Raw genomic sequence first — 15,660 nt, forward strand, 5'->3', positions numbered from 1 at the left:
AGTTCCAAGGATCGGAGCAGGCGGCCCCTCTCACAAGAGAAAAGGGCGGCCCGAAGGACCGCCCTTGATGAGGTCAGACGAGAACCGAGGGATTACTCAGCGGCCTCGACGATCTCTTCCTTCTGGGTCGGACCGGAATCCTGGCCGCGCGCATCGACGTCGCGGTCAACGAACTCGATAACGGCCATCGGGGCATTGTCGCCGTAGCGGAAGCCGGCCTTGAGAACGCGGGTATAGCCGCCGTTGCGGTCCTTGTAGCGAGCGCCAAGAACGTCGAACAGCTTCTTGACCATGGCCTCGTCGCGCAGCTTGGACATGGCCTGACGGCGGGCGTGCAGGTCACCGCGCTTGCCGAGCGTGATCAGCTTCTCGACGACTGGACGGAGGTCCTTGGCCTTCGGCAGCGTGGTAACGATCTGCTCGTGCTTGATCAGCGCAGTCGCCATATTGGCGAACATTGCTTTGCGGTGCTCGGTCGTGCGGTTGAAACGACGACCACGGAATCCGTGACGCATTGGCTCTCTCCTAGATCTTGCGGCCGCCGTGCCAAGGTACGGCCGTCTCTCTTATGATCCGCTTTTTCCAGCGGGGCAGGTTTGAAGCCGTCTTCCGTTCGAGAAGGCGGCTTCAAGGAACTTAGTAGTGCTCTTCGAAGCGCTTCGCGAGATCTTCGATGTTCTCCGGCGGCCAGCCCGGCACGTCCATGCCGAGATGCAGGCCCATGCCGGCCAGAACTTCCTTGATCTCGTTGAGCGACTTGCGACCGAAGTTCGGGGTGCGGAGCATTTCCGCCTCGGACTTCTGGATGAGGTCGCCGATGTAGACGATGTTGTCGTTCTTCAGGCAGTTGGCCGAACGGACCGACAGCTCGAGCTCGTCGACCTTCTTGAGCAGGGCCGGATTGAACGGCAGCTGCGGAGCAGCGGCAGCCGTCTCTTCCTTGCGCGGCTCTTCGAAGTTGACGAAGACCTGGAGCTGGTCCTGCAGGATGCGGGCGGCATAGGCCACGGCATCCTCAGGCGACACGGCACCATTGGTCTCGACCGTCATGATGAGCTTGTCGTAGTCGAGAATCTGGCCCTCGCGGGTGTTCTCGATGCGGTACGACACCTTCTTCACCGGGCTGTAGAGGGAGTCGACCGGGATGAGGCCGATCGGAGCATCCTCCGCGCGGTTGCGCTCGGCCGGGACGTAGCCCTTGCCGGTATCGACCGTGAACTCCATGCGGATCTCGGCGCCCTCGTCGAGGGTGCAGAGCACCAGCTCAGGATTCAGGATCTGCACATCGCCGACCGTGTTGATATCGCCAGCGGTGACAGCACCGGGGCCGGTCTTGCGAAGCGTCATACGCTTCGGGCCTTCGCCCTGCATCTTGATGGCGATTGCCTTCACGTTGAGGACGATGTCCGTCACGTCCTCGCGGACGCCCGGGATAGACGAGAACTCATGCAGCACGCCGTCGATATGGATCGACGTCACAGCGGCGCCCTGGAGCGACGACAGGAGAACGCGACGCAGCGAGTTGCCGAGCGTCGTGCCGAAACCACGCTCGAGCGGCTCGGCCACGACCGTCGCAATGCGCTTCGGATCATCACCGGGGGCGACTTCGAGCTTGTTCGGCTTAATCAGCTCTTGCCAGTTCTTTTGGATCACAACCACACCTCTTGAGGTACCGCTCGAAGGGCGGCTTCAAAGCCGGCCCTAAACCGGAATGCGCGCGGGCCGTGGCCCACGCGCCGGATGATCTTGATTAGACGCGGCGACGCTTGCGCGGGCGGCAGCCGTTGTGCGGGATCGGCGTCACGTCACGGATCGAGGTGACGGTGAAGCCGGCCGACTGAAGGGCGCGCAGCGCGGACTCGCGGCCCGAGCCGGGGCCGGACACCTCGACTTCGAGGGTGCGCATGCCATGCTCGGAAGCCTTGCGGGCGGCGTCTTCAGCCGCAACCTGCGCAGCGTACGGGGTCGACTTACGCGAACCCTTGAAACCCATCGCGCCAGCCGAGGACCACGAGATCGTGTTGCCCTGGGCATCGGTGATGGTGATCATGGTGTTGTTGAACGAGGCGTTCACGTGCGCCACGCCGGAGACGATGTTCTTGCGTTCGCGGCGGCGGACGCGGGTCGCTTCTTTAGCCATTCCAAAGATCCTTCAAACGCGCCCGTCATGCCAGGCGCTCGGGAGAAAGGGCCACCCGATCCGGGTGGCCGATAAAAACTTACTTCTTCTTGCCGGCGATCGGCTTCGCCTTGCCCTTGCGGGTGCGGGCGTTCGTGTGGGTGCGCTGACCGCGAACCGGCAGGCTGCGGCGGTGACGCAGGCCACGGTAAGCACCGAGATCCATCAGGCGCTTGATGTTCATGGACACTTCGCGGCGAAGGTCACCTTCCACCATGTAGTCACGGTCGATGGTTTCGCGGATGGCCAGAACTTCGGCGTCGGTCAGCTGGTTCACGCGGCGCTCGGCCGGGATGTTGACCTTCTCGATGATCTCCTGAGCCTTCTTGGGCCCAATGCCGTGGATATACTGAAGCGCGATTACAACGCGCTTAGCGGTCGGGATGTTGACGCCTGCAATACGGGCCATCGTCCGTCTCCATGTGGTCGAAGCCTGAGCTTCTGTTGATGTTTCGCGCGTCCGGTGGAGGCCGGCCCCTGCGCGGGTTATTTATGCAAAAGAAAACGGCCCGAGCGACTCCTTCCGAAGCCCTCAGAACCGAATGCATTCTGATGCAAGGGCTGCCACTTAGCCTCTTTCTGGCGCTACGTCAACTCTTTTTGAGAAGTCAAGAGGTTGGGCGGCTCTGATGATGAGAGACCCTGCTTCGAGAGCCGCACCGCGCTCATGTTCTCTCTTTGTTCTTACCAGTATTCCTTAAAACCGCCAAGCTCAGAGGGTTGACTAAGGTTATTTTGAATGAATCAGCCCCTTTGCTCCAAAAGCAATTTGCTCTCGCTGAGATGTCGCCTCGCTTCCCTCAGGCAGAGCCATCGACCTTCGCATAAGCCAAGTCCTTGAGCGCCGATATGATCCTAATCAGCCACGCATTCCTGCGGGCTCCTCTGGAGGTGGCCGGTGGACGAGCGGCAGCTCTTCGAACTCGTCCCTCCCCTCTCTAGGGTCTCGCGAGACGAACGCTGGCTCAGATGGCAGCAGAGCGCAAGAAAGCCCTGGCCGACTTACTGTTGCTTCAAAAGAGAACCTTGGCTCAATGCGAAGAGCAGTACGATCGAGACATATTTCAGTGCAAAATGGTCGGCCTGAGATCTTGCTACATGCAGGCTATGGTCAGGAAGATCGCATGTGAAAAGGGCCACCCGATCCCACCACTCAATTATTGAGACTAGCAATGCTTATTGCGCACAGGGACCTTACTTTTGTAACCGCAAGCAAAGACACCCTCAAAGTACCCGTTTGTCTTTTTGCGCCGGAAGGCAGCGACAAGCATTGGTGGTGTCGCTACACTATAGGGTGGCCTGACGGGACTTACGCCAGCAAAGGCTACGGTGTCGACCAATTCCAAGCGATCTGGCACACCATGCAGAAGATAGGCAGCGATATTTACTTCAGCGACTATCATAAGGCAGGACGGCTGTACTTCGAAAACTCCGGAAGCGGCTACGGCTTCCCCGTCCCGAAAAGTGCCCGGAATCTGCTCGTCGGTGACGACAAGCGATTCGACGGATAGGCTCACATAATAAAACGGTGAGGCTTGAGCGTCACCGTCCAAGGATTTCCCTGACCGCCTCCGTCACCTCGTCGATCGGCTTCATGCCGTCGACGGTCTTCAGCATGCCCTTGCCCTGATAATAGGCGGAGAGCGGCGCCGTCTGGGCCCGGTAGGCCTCGAGACGGGTCTTGAAGATTTCCGGGTTGTCGTCCTTGCGGACCTGCTCGCCGCGGGCTTCGCATTCCTGGGCACGCTTCACGATGCGGCCGACAAGCTCGTCCTCGTTGACCTTGAACTCGACGACGGCATCGAGTTCGAGGCCTTTCTGGGCCAGCATGGCGTCGAACGCCTCGGCTTGAGCCACGGTCCTCGGGAAGCCGTCGAGGATGAAGCCCTTCTTGGCGTCGGACTCCTCGATCCGGTCGGCGATGATCCCGACGACGATATCGTCGGAAACCAGCTCGCCCCGATCCATGACGGCCTTGGCCTTGAGACCCACCGGCGTGCCGGCAGCCACCGCTGCGCGGAGCATGTCGCCGGTCGACAGCTGGGGAATCCCCAGACGCTCGACCAGGCGTACAGCCTGGGTCCCTTTACCGGCCCCAGGCGGCCCCAGCAGGATGATCCTCATCGACGTTCCCCTCCTCAATTTAAAGGGTTTCCCGCCTTGCCCAGCGAGAAACCCAATTCTTTACCGCCGCCGCGCGCCCTTGAGCTTCGCCTTCTTGACGAGGCCCTCGTACTGGTGAGCCAGAAGGTGGCCGTGCACCTGAGCGACGGTGTCCATGGTAACAGACACAACGATCAGAAGCGAAGTGCCGCCAAAGTAGAATGGCAAAGCCGCGTACGAGACCAGAAGCTCTGGAATCAGGCAGATGATGACGAGGTAAGCTGCACCGAGAACCGTGATGCGAGTCAACACCTGATCGATAAAGTCGGCCGTCCGTTCACCGGGACGAATGCCCGGAATGAAGCCACCCTGCTTCTTCAGATTGTCCGCGGTCTCGGTCGGGTTGAACACGATCGCCGTGTAGAAGAAGGCAAAGAAGACGATCAGGGCCGCATAAAGGAACATGTAGGCTGGGCGCCCATGACCGAGATAGGCCGTAAGCATCGCGACGATGCCTGTGCCATCACTGCTCTGGAAGCTCGCAATGGTGGCCGGCAGCAGGAGCAGCGAAGACGCGAAGATCGGCGGAATCACGCCCGAGGTGTTCAGCTTGAGCGGCAGGAACGAGGTCTGCCCCTCGTACATGCGGTTGCCGACTTGGCGCTTCGGGTAATTGATGAGCAAGCGGCGCTGGGCGCGCTCCATGAAAACCACGAAGTAGATGATGGCGACAGCCATCACGATCACGCCGAGGATCAGGCCCGTGGAGATCGCACCCTGACGGCCGAGCTCAAGCGTACCGGCAATCGCGGTCGGCAGATTCGCCACGATACCCGCGAAGATAATGAGCGAGGTGCCGTTACCGATGCCGCGCGACGTGATCTGCTCACCCAGCCACATGAGGAACATGGTGCCGCCGGTCAGCGTGATGACCGTGGAGATCAGGAAGAAGGGGCCAGGCGTCAGCACGATGTTGCCCGAACTCTGCAGGCCGACCGCAATACCCCAGGACTGGAAGACCGCCAGGAACACCGTGAGATAGCGCGTGTACTGGTTCAGGATCTTGCGCCCCGCCTCGCCTTCCTTCTTCAGAGCCTCAAGGGAGGGAAGAACGGAAGTGAGGAGTTGGACGATGATCGAGGCCGAGATGTAGGGCATGATGTTCAGGGCGAAGATCGCCATGCGCTCGACGGCGCCGCCCGAGAACATGTTGAACAGGCCCAGCACGCCGCCGCTGGCGTTCTGGAAGCTCTGGGCCAGAGCCTCCGGGTTGATGCCGGGCAGCGGGATGTAGGTGCCGAGGCGGTACACGATGAGCGCACCGAGGGTGAACCAAATGCGCTTCTTCAATTCTTCGGCTTTGGCGATCGAACCGAAATTGATGTTTGCGGCGAGTTGCTCGGCTGCTGAAGCCATTTTTCGTCCCCGAAATACCCAAGCATGGTCGACGCTGAAGCGGAGGCGTCTCCGCACGGACCATGCAAATCTTAAGGCTGGAGCTTGATCGCGCCTTCATCGGGCGCAGTCAAACTGAAACTTACGTAACTCACATCACACAAACGGCGGCCACGCGATCAGACGCGGGCCGCCGCTTGGATCTCGGCTAATGTGGGCTCAGGCTCACGCCTGTGCAACGGCGCCCAGGAGGGTCACCGAGCCGCCCGCCTTCTCAATCGCCTCGACGGCCGACTTGGACGCGCCATGGACCTGGAAAGACAGCTTGGCCTTGAGTTCGCCGACGCCGAGGATCTTCACGCCGTCGCGCGCCTTGGAGACCACACCGGCGGCAACCAGCGACTCGACCGTGACCGGAGCGGCCTGGTCGAGCTTGCCGGCCTCGACGGCCTGCTGAATACGCCCGACATTGACCTCGTTGAGGTCAATGGCGTTCGGCTTGTTGAAGCCGCGCTTCGGCAGACGACGGTGCAGAGGCATCTGACCGCCTTCGAAGCCCTTGATCGCCACGCCGGTACGGGCCTTCTGACCCTTCACGCCGCGGCCACCGGTCTTGCCCTTGCCCGAGCCGATACCACGGCCGACGCGCATGCGGTTCTTGGTGGAACCTTCGTTGTCACGAATTTCGTTCAGTTTCATGATCGCTCTCCTCACTGCCCGTCGACAACGCGCACGAGGTGCTTGACCTTCTCGATCATGCCGCGCACAGCCGGCGTGTCTTCGAGGGTCGAGGTGCGATGAAGCTTGTTGAGCTTGAGACCGATCAGCGTCTGGCGCTGCTTGGCCTCGCGGCGGATCGGCGAACCGATCTGCTCAACGGTGATGGTTGCTGCTGCAGCAGGCTTCTTTGCCATTGTGGAAGCCTCCCTTACACGTCAGCGCCGGCATCGGCGCTGGCATCAGCATCGCGGCGACGAGCCTGCAGCGTCGAGACCTTCAGGCCACGGCGAGCAGCCACGGCGCGCGGGCTGTCCTCGTTCTTGAGCGCGTCGAAGGTCGCGCGAACGAGGTTGTAGGGGTTCGACGAGCCGAGCGACTTCGACACGACGTCCTGCATGCCGACTGCCTCGAAGACAGCGCGCATCGGACCGCCGGCGATGATGCCGGTACCCTGGGGAGCAGCACGCAGCACGACCTTGCCGGCGCCATGGCGGCCGTTCACGTCGTGATGCAGGGTGCGGCCCTCGCGCAGCGACACGCGGATCATCGAACGCTTCGCAGCGTCGGTGGCCTTGCGGATCGCTTCCGGAACCTCACGAGCCTTGCCGTGGCCGAAGCCCACGCGGCCCTTCTGGTCGCCGACGACGACGAGAGCAGCGAAGCCGAAGCGACGGCCGCCCTTCACGACTTTGGCAACGCGGTTGATGTGGACCAGGCGATCCACGAATTCGCTGTCGCGCTCTTCGCGATCAGCACGTTCTCTAGGTTCTCTTGCCATGAGACCTCTCACTTGCGCGGGCGGCGGGCCCGCTCGCTAAGGGTTGTATACGATACCCGCCGTAAAGCACGATCAGGGCGGGAGGTAAACCACTCCCCGCCCCACTCATGAACTATCGTAAAATTAGAAGTCCAGACCGCCTTCACGGGCTGCGTCGGCCAGAGCCTTGACGCGGCCGTGATAGAGATAGCCCGAGCGATCGAAGATCACCTGCGTCACGCCAGCCTTGGCTGCGCGCTCGGCAACGAGCTTGCCCACTTCCTTTGCCGCCTCGACGGTGGCGCCGGTCTTGAGCTTGCCGCGGAGATCCTTCTCGATCGTCGATGCCGAAGCGACGGTCACGCCGCGCTCGTCATCGATAACCTGGGCGTAGATCTGCTTGGACGAACGGAACACCGACAAACGCGGGCGTCCGTTCGCGGCCTTCTTGATCGCACGGCGTACACGAGCCTTGCGGCGATCTTCAGCGCCTTTCTTCTCAGCCATGATACGTCGTCCTTACTTCTTCTTGCCTTCCTTGCGGAAGATGAACTCGTCGGAATACTTGACGCCCTTGCCCTTGTAGGGCTCCGGACCGCGATATTCGCGGATCTCGGCGGCGGTCTGGCCGACCTTCTGCTTGTCGATGCCGGCGACGACGACTTCGGTGGGCTTGGGCGTCGTGATCGTGATGCCGGCCGGGATTTCGTAGTCGATGTCGTGGCTGTAGCCGAGCGACAGCTTCAGCACCTTGCCAGCGACAGCGGCCTTGTAGCCGACGCCGTTGATCTCGAGGCGCTTCTCGAAGCCGTTGGACACACCCTGCACCAGGTTAGCAACCTGAGCGCGGGAGAGGCCCCACTTGGCGCGAGCAGTCTTGGACTGGTCGCGCGGCGTCACCGTCACAGCACCATTCTCAAGAGCAACCGACACTTCATCGGGAACGAGGAACGAGAGTTCGCCCTTCGAGCCCTTCATCTTCACCATCTGACCGTCAACGGTCGCCGTCACACCCGACGGAACCGGAACCGGCTTTTTGCCTACTCGTGACATTCTGGAATCTCCGTGGTTCTGTGCTGTTGCTTCGGCCTTAGAAGACCTTGCAGAGCACTTCGCCGCCCACGTTCTTCTCACGGGCCTCATGATCGGCCATCACGCCCTGAGGCGTCGAGAGAATGGTGACACCGAGGCCGTCGGCCACGCGAGGCATGGTGTCGACGGAGGCATACACGCGGCGGCCCGGCTTGGAGACGCGCTCAATGGAGCGGATCACCGGCTGACCGTCATAGTACTTCAACTCGATCGAGAACTCGGTGCGGCCATTGCCGAACTCGGTCTGCGAGTAGTCACGGATGTAACCTTCGTTCTTCAGAACCTCGAGAACGCGGGCACGGAGCTTCGAGCCAGGGGTGGTAACAGTGCCGCGACGACGCATCTGCGCGTTGCGGATACGAGTGAGCATATCGCCCAACGGATCGTTGATCATATAATGCCCTCCCTCTTACCAGCTGGACTTCACGAGGCCCGGGATCAGGCCCTTGTTGCCGAGCTCGCGCAGAGCGATACGCGACATGCCGAGCTTGCGGTAGTAAGCGCGCGGACGGCCCGTGATCTCGCAACGGTTGCGGATGCGGCTCGGGCTCGCATTGCGCGGCAGCTCAGCGAGCTTAAGGCGCGCCTCGAAGCGCTCCTCCATGCTCTTCGACTCGTCGTTGGCGACCGCCAGCAGGCGCTCCCGACGGCCGGCGAACCTCTTCACCAGCTGACGACGATGCTTGTTCTTCTCAATAGCGCTTTTCTTAGCCATTCTTTTATCTCCAGTGTCCGCGTCTGAGGACAGCTATCCTCACTGCCGGAACGGGAAGTTGAAGTGACGCAGCAGAGCGCGGGCTTCTTCGTCGGTCTTGGCCGTCGTCGTGATGATGACGTCCATACCCCAAACCTGCTCTACCTTGTCGTAGTTGATCTCAGGGAACACCAAGTGCTCCTTGATGCCCATCGCGTAGTTGCCGCGACCATCGAACGACCGCGGGTTCAGACCACGGAAGTCGCGAACGCGGGGAAGCGCGATGGTGACGAGACGATCGAGGAACTCGTACATACGCACCTTGCGGAGCGTAACCTTGGCGCCGATCGGCATGTTCTCGCGGACCTTGAACTGCGAGATAGCCTTGCGGGCCTTCGTGATCACCGGCTTCTGACCAGCGATGAGCGCGAGATCGGCAGCGGCGACCGAAGCCTTCTTGGAGTCAGCGGTCGACTCGCCAACGCCCATGTTGAGAACGATCTTCTCGATCGTCGGCACTTCCATGGGGTTCTTGTAGCCGAATTCTTCAATGAGCTTCGGACGCACCACTTCCTCGTAGTGCTTCTTCAGCCGCGGCGTGTAGCCGTCCACCTGAGCCTTAGCCATCGATCAGGTCTCCCGAACGCTTGGCGAAGCGGACCTTGCGGCCGTCTTCGAGAACTTTGAAACCAACCCGGGTCGGCTTGCCGTCCTTCGGGTCCGCATAGGCCAGGTTCGACAGATGGATCGGGGCTTCCTTGGTGATGATCCCGCTCTCCTGGCTTGCCGTCTGGCGCTGGTGGCGCTTCACCAGGTTCACGCCACGGACGACCGCGCGCTCTTCCTTCGGGAGCACCTGCACGACTTCACCGGTCTTGCCCTTGTCGCGACCGGTCAGGACGACGACCTTGTCGCCCTTCTTGATCTTCGCGGCCATTAGAGCACCTCCGGCGCAAGCGAAATGATCTTCATGTGGTTCTTGGCACGCAGTTCACGCGGAACGGGGCCGAAGATACGGGTGCCGACCGGCTCTTTCTGATTGTTGATCAGAACGGCGGCATTGCGGTCGAAACGGATGACCGAACCGTCAGCACGACGGATGTCCTTGGCGGTGCGCACGACGACCGCCTTCATGACATCGCCCTTCTTCACGCGGCCGCGCGGAATAGCCTCTTTCACGGATACGACGATGATATCGCCCACGGAAGCGTACTTACGCTTCGAACCGCCGAGAACCTTGATGCACATCACGCGACGAGCGCCGGAGTTATCGGCGACGTCAAGATTCGTCTGCATCTGGATCATGGCTTTGATCCTTTCCTTTGTTTCAGACAGGTTTCCGGGTCAAGGCACGATTGCCCCCCGGACTACGCCTGACGGAGATCTGATGTCCCCTGCCCTTCAAATGTCGAGAGAGGCGGCCGTATACACGAACCGCCCCTGCTAGACAACCCCAAAAGTAAGCCTTTTAGGCCTTCTCTTGGCCGACGAGCACCCAGGTCTTGAGTTTGGAGAACGGCTTGGTCTCTTCGATGAAGACCGTGTCGCCCACCTTGGCAGTGTTGTTCTCGTCATGAGCGTGGTAGTTCTTCGTCTTACGCACGGTCTTCTTCAGAACCGGGTGCGTGAAACGACGCTCCACCTTCACGACGACCGTCTTGTCCTGCTTATCGCTGACAACGACGCCCTGCAAAACGCGCTTCGGCATCTTGATTTCCTCTTAAGCCTTAGCCGCAACGGCCTTCTGGCGCTGCAGCGTCTTGACGCGGGCGATGTCCCGACGGACTTCACGGACGCGTCCGGTGTTCTCGAGCTGGCCCGTGGCGCGCTGGAAGCGAAGGTTGAACTGCTCCTTCTTGAGGTTGAGCAGCTCGTCCGACAGCTGGTCAGCGGACATAGCCTTGAGGTTAGAGAATCGCTCTTTGGACTTCATGATTCCCTCTCCTTACTCGGCAATGCGCTGGATGAAGCGCGTCTTGATCGGGAGCTTGGCAGCGCCGAGACGGAGCGCCTCGCGGGCGATGTCCTCGGGCACGCCGTCGATCTCGAACATGATACGGCCGGGCTTCACCTTGGCCGCCCAATATTCGGGAGCGCCCTTACCCTTACCCATACGCACTTCGGTCGGCTTGGTCGAAACCGGCACGTCCGGGAAGATGCGAATCCACACCCGGCCCGCGCGTTTCATGGCGCGGGTGATGGCGCGGCGAGCCGCCTCGATCTGACGAGCGTTGATACGCTCGGGTTCCATCGCCTTCAGGCCGAACTGGCCGAAGTTGAGGTCCGTACCGCCTTTCGCAGTGCCGGAGATGCGGCCCTTGAACTGCTTACGGAACTTGGTTTTCTTCGGTTGCAACATGGCAAACCTCTCCTGACCTCTCGGTTACGCCACCTGCTCGCGGCGGCCACCAGAGCGGCCTCCTTCGTCGTTCATCCGCTTGTCCTGGGCCATCGGATCGTGCTCAAGGATTTCGCCCTTGAAGATCCAGACCTTGATGCCGCAGGTGCCATAGGTGGTGTACGCGGTGGACACGCCGTAATCGACATCCGCACGCAGGGTGTGCAGCGGAACGCGGCCCTCGCGGTACCACTCCAGGCGAGCGATTTCAGCGCCACCCAGACGGCCCGAGCAGTTGATGCGGATGCCTTCGGCGCCCAGACGCATCGCCGACTGAACGGCGCGCTTCATGGCGCGGCGGAAAGCGACGCGACGCTCGAGCTGCTGAGCGATCGAATCGGCCACCAGGGTGGCATCGACTTCCGGCTTGCGGACCTCGACGATGTTGATCGACACATCCGCGTCCGTCATCTTGGCGACAGTCTTGCGGAGCTTCTCGATGTCGGCACCCTTTTTGCCGATCACCACACCCGGACGACCGGAGTGAATGGTGACGCGGCACTTCTTGTGCGGACGCTCGATGACGATCTTCGAAACGGCGGCCTGCTTCAGCTGCTTCATGAGAGCTTCGCGGATCGCCATGTCCTCGTGCATCAGCTTGGCGTACTCGCCCTTGCCGGCGAACCAGCGCGAGTCCCAGGTCCGGTTGATGCCGAGCCGAAGACCGATCGGGTTAACTTTCTGACCCATCTGGTTCTCCTTTATGCCTGTTCGGCAACTTCCCGAACCACGATCGTGAGGTTCGAGAACGGCTTTTCGATACGAGCACCCCGGCCACGGGCCCGGGCGTGGAAGCGCTTCATGACGAGCGCCTTGCCGACATATGCCTGGCTGACGACGAGATCGTCCACATCGAGGTTGTGGTTATTCTCGGCGTTAGCAATGGCGCTCTCGAGGCACTTCTTCACGTCGCGAGCGATGCGCTTGCGGGAGAACTCGAGATCGGCGAGAGCCGCAGAAACCTTCTTGCCGCGGATAAGGGCCGCAACAAGATTGAGCTTCTGGGGGCTGACGCGCAGCATGCGAGCGACGGCTTGAGCCTCGTTGTCGCTCAATGCGCGAGGAGTCGCGGCCTTACCCATCTTACTTCCTCTTCGCCTTCTTGTCCGCCGCGTGGCCGTGGAAAGTGCGGGTCGGCGAGAACTCGCCGAACTTGTGACCCACCATTTCCTCGCTCACGAGAACGGGAATGTGCTTCTGACCATTGTAGACCCCGAACGTGAGGCCCACGAACTGCGGGAGGATCGTGGAGCGGCGGCTCCAGATCTTGATGACCTCGTTGCGGCCCGAAGAACGGGCAGCCTCGGCCTTCTTGAGGAGGTAGCCGTCGACGAACGGACCCTTCCAAAGCGAACGTGCCATGACGTGCCTCTATCCTTACTTCTTCCGAGCGTGGCGGCTCGACACGATGAACTTGTCGGTCCGCTTGTTCGAACGGGTTTTCTTGCCCTTGGTGGGAACGCCCCACGGCGACACCGGATGGCGGCCACCGGAGGTACGACCTTCACCACCACCGTGCGGGTGGTCGATCGGGTTCATGGCGACGCCGCGGTTGTGCGGACGCTTGCCGAGCCAGCGGTTGCGGCCCGCCTTACCGACCGAGGTGTTCATGTGGTCGGGGTTCGACACCGCGCCGATGCTGGCGAAGCACTGGCCATGGACCATGCGCTGCTCGCCGGAGTTCAGGCGGATCGTCACGTAGCCCTGGTCACGACCCACGATCTGGGCATAGGTACCGGCAGAGCGGGCCAGAGCGCCGCCACGGCCGATCTTCAGCTCGACGTTGTGGATGATCGTTCCCACCGGCATGTTGCCGACCGGCATCGCGTTACCCGGCTTAATGTCGACCTGCTCGCCAGCCGACACCTGATCGCCGACAGCCAGACGCTGCGGGGCCAGGATGTAGGACTGCTCGCCGTCGGCGTAACGGATGAGCGCGATGAAGGCAGTGCGGTTCGGATCGTACTCGATCCGCTCCACGGTCGCCACATCGCCCATACGGCCGCGACGCTTGAAGTCGACCAGGCGCAGGGTGCGCTTGTGACCACCGCCACGGAAGCGGACGGTCACACGACCCAGATTGTTACGGCCGCCGGAGGAAGTCTTGCCCTCCGTCAGCTTCTTGACCGGCTTGCCCTTGTAGAGCTCGCTGCGGTCGACGATCACCAGCTGGCGCAGGCCGGGGGTGATTGGTTTGAACGTTTTCAAAGCCATCGGATCACTCTCTCAACCGATCAGAGGCCCGTCGTGACGTCGATGGTCTGGCCCTCTTCGAGGGTCACAACCGCCTTCTTCACGTCCGACCGCTGGCCGCGGGTGCCGCGGAACAACTTCACTTTGCCCTTGGTGACGAGCGTGTTGACGCTCTTCACCTTGACATCGAACAGCTTCTCAACCGCTTCCTTGATCTGCGGCTTCGTCGCATCCGGGCGCACCTTGAACACGACCTTGTTCTGCTCGGAAAGAGCGGTCGCCTTCTCGGTGATGACCGGGCTTACGATCACATCGTAATGGCGCGGGTCCAGGCTCATTTGAAGCGCGCCTCCAGCGCATCGACAGCTGCCTTCGTGAGAACGAGCTTCTCGCGACGCAGGATGTCATAGACGTTGATGCCCTGCACCGGCAGGACGTCGATGTTCGGGATGTTGCGAGCAGCCCGCTGGAAGTTCGTCTCGATCTCAGCGCCGCCGATGATCAGGGCGTTGCCGAGGCCGAGCTTGCCGAAGCGCTCGACGAGAGCCTTCGTCTTGGGCTCGGAGAGCGTCACATCGTCGAGAACGACGAGCGAAGCCTCCTTGGCCTTGGACGAGAGCGCATGCTTCAGGGCAAGAGCGCGGACCTTCTTCGGCAGGTCGTGAGCATGGCTACGAACCTGCGGACCGAACGCACGACCGCCGCCCCGGAACTGAGGAGCGCTCGCAGCGCCGTGACGGGCGCTACCGGTACCCTTCTGCTTGTAGACCTTCTTCGTCGTCCGGTCGATGTCCGAACGATTCTTGACGGCGTGCGTACCGGCCTGGCGCTTCGCGAGCTGCCAGCGAACGCAACGGGCGAGCAGGTCCGCGCGCGGCTCGAGACCGAAGATGGCCTCGTTCAGCTCGACGGAGCCGGACTTGTCGCCCTCAAGCGTGGTGACATCAAGCTTCATCACGCATTCTCCTCTTGGGCCTGCTCAGCCTGGGGGGCCGGTGCAGCTTCGTTGGCCGAGCGGAACGCGCCGGGCATCGGCACTTCCTTCGGCAGCTTCCGCTTCACCGCATCGCGAACGAAGATCCAGCCGCCGGCAACGCCGGGAACGGCGCCTTCGACGAGGATCAGACCGCGCTCGACGTCGGTCGACACGACACGCAGGTTCTGCGTGGTGACGCGCTCAACACCCAGGTGACCTGGCATCTTCTTGTTCTTGAACGTCTTGCCCGGATCCTGGCGGCCGCCGGTCGAACCGATCGAGCGGTGGGAGACCGACACGCCGTGCGAGGCGCGAAGACCGCCGAAGTTCCAGCGCTTCATACCGCCGGCGAAGCCCTTACCGGTCGTGATGCCCGTGACGTCCACGAACTGACCGGCAATGAAGTGATCCGCGGTGATCTCGGCGCCCACGGGGATGACAGCATCCTCGGAGACGCGGAACTCCGCGAGCTTGCGCTTCGGCTCGACCTGAGCGACGGCGAAACGTCCGCGCTCGGCCTTCGAAACGTTCTTTACCTTGGCCTTGCCGACGCCGACCTGCAGCGCGGTGTAGCCGTTCTTTTCCTTGGTCCGGTGGGCGACAACCTGGCAGTTGTCGACCTTCAGAACCGTGACCGGGACATGCTCACCAGCATCCGTGAAGATGCGGGTCATCCCGACTTTCTGTGCAATGACGCCTGAGCGCATGTGCGTATCCTCTCGGCGTGTCTACCGAAGGCTCCAAGCCCAACGGCTTAGAGCTTGATTTCCACGTCCACACCAGCAGCGAGATCGAGCTTCATCAGAGCATCAACCGTCTGCGGGGTGGGGTCCACGATATCGAGAACACGCTTGTGAGTGCGCATCTCGAACTGCTCGCGCGACTTCTTGTCGATGTGCGGCGAGCGAAGAACCGTAAAGCGCTCGATGCGCGTCGGCAGCGGGATGGGCCCGCGAACCTGGGCGCCGGTCCGCTTCGCAGTCGACACGATTTCACGCGTCGAAGCGTCGAGGATCCGATGGTCGAACGCCTTAAGGCGAATACGAATGTTTTGACCGTTCATGGCTTATCCATTCAACAAGGGAAGCGGCCGAGCCGGAGGCCGGCCGCTGTCCATTGATCCTCTCTAATTAATCCATCACGGCGGCGACGA

At 61.6% G+C, this 15,660-nt stretch carries 28 protein-coding genes; 1 reads left to right on the forward strand and 27 read right to left on the reverse strand.

All coding sequences use genetic code 11. The annotated features are described in order from the left end of the window. Window positions 1-92: 92 nt before the first annotated feature. The 4 genes from rplQ to rpsM form a co-directional block, all read right to left on the reverse strand. Window positions 93-515 (reverse strand): 50S ribosomal protein L17, encoded by a 423-nt coding sequence (gene rplQ, locus AA309_RS00200; protein ID WP_047186966.1) that lies wholly within the window; start codon window positions 513-515, stop codon window positions 93-95. 121 nt (window positions 516-636) lie between these two features. After that, a complete protein-coding gene (locus tag AA309_RS00205) occupies window positions 637-1,659 on the reverse strand; it encodes a DNA-directed RNA polymerase subunit alpha (protein WP_200901910.1) in 1,023 nt (340 codons plus the stop codon). A 91-nt stretch (window positions 1,660-1,750) separates the two neighbouring features. Continuing rightward, window positions 1,751-2,140 (reverse strand): 30S ribosomal protein S11, encoded by a 390-nt coding sequence (gene rpsK / locus AA309_RS00210; protein ID WP_047186967.1) that lies wholly within the window; start codon window positions 2,138-2,140, stop codon window positions 1,751-1,753. A 79-nt stretch (window positions 2,141-2,219) separates the two neighbouring features. Continuing rightward, complete coding sequence (gene rpsM / locus AA309_RS00215) at window positions 2,220-2,588, reverse strand: 30S ribosomal protein S13 (RefSeq protein ID WP_047186968.1); 369 nt, start codon at window positions 2,586-2,588, stop codon at window positions 2,220-2,222. Between the two features lie 763 nt (window positions 2,589-3,351). Here rpsM and AA309_RS00225 point away from each other — a divergent pair. Further along, entirely contained in the window at window positions 3,352-3,690 is a 339-nt protein-coding gene (locus AA309_RS00225; RefSeq protein ID WP_047186970.1) for a DUF6968 family protein, read from the forward strand. 31 nt (window positions 3,691-3,721) lie between these two features. Here the strand turns inward: AA309_RS00225 and AA309_RS00230 are convergent, their stop codons facing one another. From AA309_RS00230 to rpsJ, 23 genes are all read right to left on the reverse strand, one after another. Then, entirely contained in the window at window positions 3,722-4,303 is a 582-nt protein-coding gene (locus tag AA309_RS00230) for an adenylate kinase (RefSeq protein ID WP_047186971.1), read from the reverse strand. A 60-nt stretch (window positions 4,304-4,363) separates the two neighbouring features. Then, window positions 4,364-5,698 carry a preprotein translocase subunit SecY gene (secY, locus tag AA309_RS00235; RefSeq protein ID WP_047186972.1) on the reverse strand — a complete coding sequence of 445 codons (1,335 nt, stop codon included), beginning with the start codon at window positions 5,696-5,698 and terminating at the stop codon, window positions 4,364-4,366. Window positions 5,699-5,902: 204 nt separating this feature from the next. Next, a complete protein-coding gene (gene rplO / locus AA309_RS00240; protein ID WP_047186973.1) occupies window positions 5,903-6,376 on the reverse strand; it encodes a 50S ribosomal protein L15 in 474 nt (157 codons plus the stop codon). Window positions 6,377-6,387: 11 nt separating this feature from the next. Then, on the reverse strand, window positions 6,388-6,591 hold the full coding sequence (gene rpmD, locus AA309_RS00245) for a 50S ribosomal protein L30 (protein WP_047186974.1): 204 nt from the start codon (window positions 6,589-6,591) through the stop codon (window positions 6,388-6,390). A 14-nt stretch (window positions 6,592-6,605) separates the two neighbouring features. Then, window positions 6,606-7,175, reverse strand: a complete 570-nt coding sequence (gene rpsE / locus AA309_RS00250; RefSeq protein ID WP_047186975.1) for a 30S ribosomal protein S5 — start codon at window positions 7,173-7,175, stop codon at window positions 6,606-6,608. A 123-nt stretch (window positions 7,176-7,298) separates the two neighbouring features. Beyond that, on the reverse strand, window positions 7,299-7,661 hold the full coding sequence (gene rplR / locus AA309_RS00255; protein WP_047186976.1) for a 50S ribosomal protein L18: 363 nt from the start codon (window positions 7,659-7,661) through the stop codon (window positions 7,299-7,301). 12 nt (window positions 7,662-7,673) lie between these two features. Further along, a complete protein-coding gene (gene rplF / locus AA309_RS00260) occupies window positions 7,674-8,207 on the reverse strand; it encodes a 50S ribosomal protein L6 (protein WP_047186977.1) in 534 nt (177 codons plus the stop codon). A gap of 37 nt (window positions 8,208-8,244) precedes the next feature. Next, a complete protein-coding gene (gene rpsH, locus AA309_RS00265; protein WP_047186978.1) occupies window positions 8,245-8,640 on the reverse strand; it encodes a 30S ribosomal protein S8 in 396 nt (131 codons plus the stop codon). 15 nt (window positions 8,641-8,655) lie between these two features. Beyond that, the gene (gene rpsN / locus AA309_RS00270; protein ID WP_047186979.1) at window positions 8,656-8,961 is read right to left on the reverse strand and encodes a 30S ribosomal protein S14; all 306 of its coding nucleotides are present in this window, start codon (window positions 8,959-8,961) and stop codon (window positions 8,656-8,658) included. 39 nt (window positions 8,962-9,000) lie between these two features. Further along, window positions 9,001-9,567 carry a 50S ribosomal protein L5 gene (gene rplE / locus AA309_RS00275; RefSeq protein WP_047186980.1) on the reverse strand — a complete coding sequence of 189 codons (567 nt, stop codon included), beginning with the start codon at window positions 9,565-9,567 and terminating at the stop codon, window positions 9,001-9,003. Then, entirely contained in the window at window positions 9,560-9,877 is a 318-nt protein-coding gene (rplX, locus tag AA309_RS00280) for a 50S ribosomal protein L24 (RefSeq protein WP_047186981.1), read from the reverse strand. Before rplX ends, rplE begins: the two co-directional genes overlap by 8 nt. Next, window positions 9,877-10,245 (reverse strand): 50S ribosomal protein L14, encoded by a 369-nt coding sequence (rplN, locus tag AA309_RS00285; RefSeq protein ID WP_009764309.1) that lies wholly within the window; start codon window positions 10,243-10,245, stop codon window positions 9,877-9,879. Before rplN ends, rplX begins: the two co-directional genes overlap by 1 nt. A 163-nt stretch (window positions 10,246-10,408) precedes the next feature. Then, complete coding sequence (rpsQ, locus tag AA309_RS00290) at window positions 10,409-10,648, reverse strand: 30S ribosomal protein S17 (RefSeq protein ID WP_047186982.1); 240 nt, start codon at window positions 10,646-10,648, stop codon at window positions 10,409-10,411. 12 nt (window positions 10,649-10,660) lie between these two features. Further along, window positions 10,661-10,873 (reverse strand): 50S ribosomal protein L29, encoded by a 213-nt coding sequence (gene rpmC / locus AA309_RS00295; protein ID WP_047186983.1) that lies wholly within the window; start codon window positions 10,871-10,873, stop codon window positions 10,661-10,663. Window positions 10,874-10,885: 12 nt separating this feature from the next. Beyond that, window positions 10,886-11,299 (reverse strand): 50S ribosomal protein L16, encoded by a 414-nt coding sequence (rplP, locus tag AA309_RS00300; protein ID WP_047186984.1) that lies wholly within the window; start codon window positions 11,297-11,299, stop codon window positions 10,886-10,888. A 24-nt stretch (window positions 11,300-11,323) separates the two neighbouring features. After that, entirely contained in the window at window positions 11,324-12,028 is a 705-nt protein-coding gene (gene rpsC / locus AA309_RS00305) for a 30S ribosomal protein S3 (protein WP_047186985.1), read from the reverse strand. 11 nt (window positions 12,029-12,039) lie between these two features. Further along, entirely contained in the window at window positions 12,040-12,420 is a 381-nt protein-coding gene (gene rplV, locus AA309_RS00310) for a 50S ribosomal protein L22 (protein ID WP_047186986.1), read from the reverse strand. Window position 12,421: 1 nt separating this feature from the next. Then, window positions 12,422-12,700, reverse strand: coding sequence for a 30S ribosomal protein S19 (rpsS, locus tag AA309_RS00315; RefSeq protein WP_047186987.1), 279 nt, complete (start codon window positions 12,698-12,700; stop codon window positions 12,422-12,424). A 15-nt stretch (window positions 12,701-12,715) separates the two neighbouring features. Beyond that, complete coding sequence (rplB, locus tag AA309_RS00320) at window positions 12,716-13,552, reverse strand: 50S ribosomal protein L2 (RefSeq protein ID WP_047186988.1); 837 nt, start codon at window positions 13,550-13,552, stop codon at window positions 12,716-12,718. 20 nt (window positions 13,553-13,572) lie between these two features. After that, window positions 13,573-13,869 (reverse strand): 50S ribosomal protein L23, encoded by a 297-nt coding sequence (locus tag AA309_RS00325; protein WP_047186989.1) that lies wholly within the window; start codon window positions 13,867-13,869, stop codon window positions 13,573-13,575. After that, window positions 13,866-14,486, reverse strand: coding sequence for a 50S ribosomal protein L4 (gene rplD / locus AA309_RS00330; RefSeq protein ID WP_047186990.1), 621 nt, complete (start codon window positions 14,484-14,486; stop codon window positions 13,866-13,868). The genes AA309_RS00325 and rplD overlap by 4 nt, the downstream gene beginning before the upstream one ends. Next, a complete protein-coding gene (gene rplC / locus AA309_RS00335) occupies window positions 14,486-15,214 on the reverse strand; it encodes a 50S ribosomal protein L3 (RefSeq protein WP_047186991.1) in 729 nt (242 codons plus the stop codon). The genes rplD and rplC overlap by 1 nt, the downstream gene beginning before the upstream one ends. A gap of 47 nt (window positions 15,215-15,261) precedes the next feature. Further along, window positions 15,262-15,570 carry a 30S ribosomal protein S10 gene (rpsJ, locus tag AA309_RS00340; RefSeq protein ID WP_009764298.1) on the reverse strand — a complete coding sequence of 103 codons (309 nt, stop codon included), beginning with the start codon at window positions 15,568-15,570 and terminating at the stop codon, window positions 15,262-15,264. Window positions 15,571-15,660 lie beyond the last annotated feature (90 nt).

It is taken from the genome of Microvirga vignae (assembly GCF_001017175.1).
Lineage (GTDB): Bacteria > Pseudomonadota > Alphaproteobacteria > Rhizobiales > Beijerinckiaceae > Microvirga > Microvirga vignae.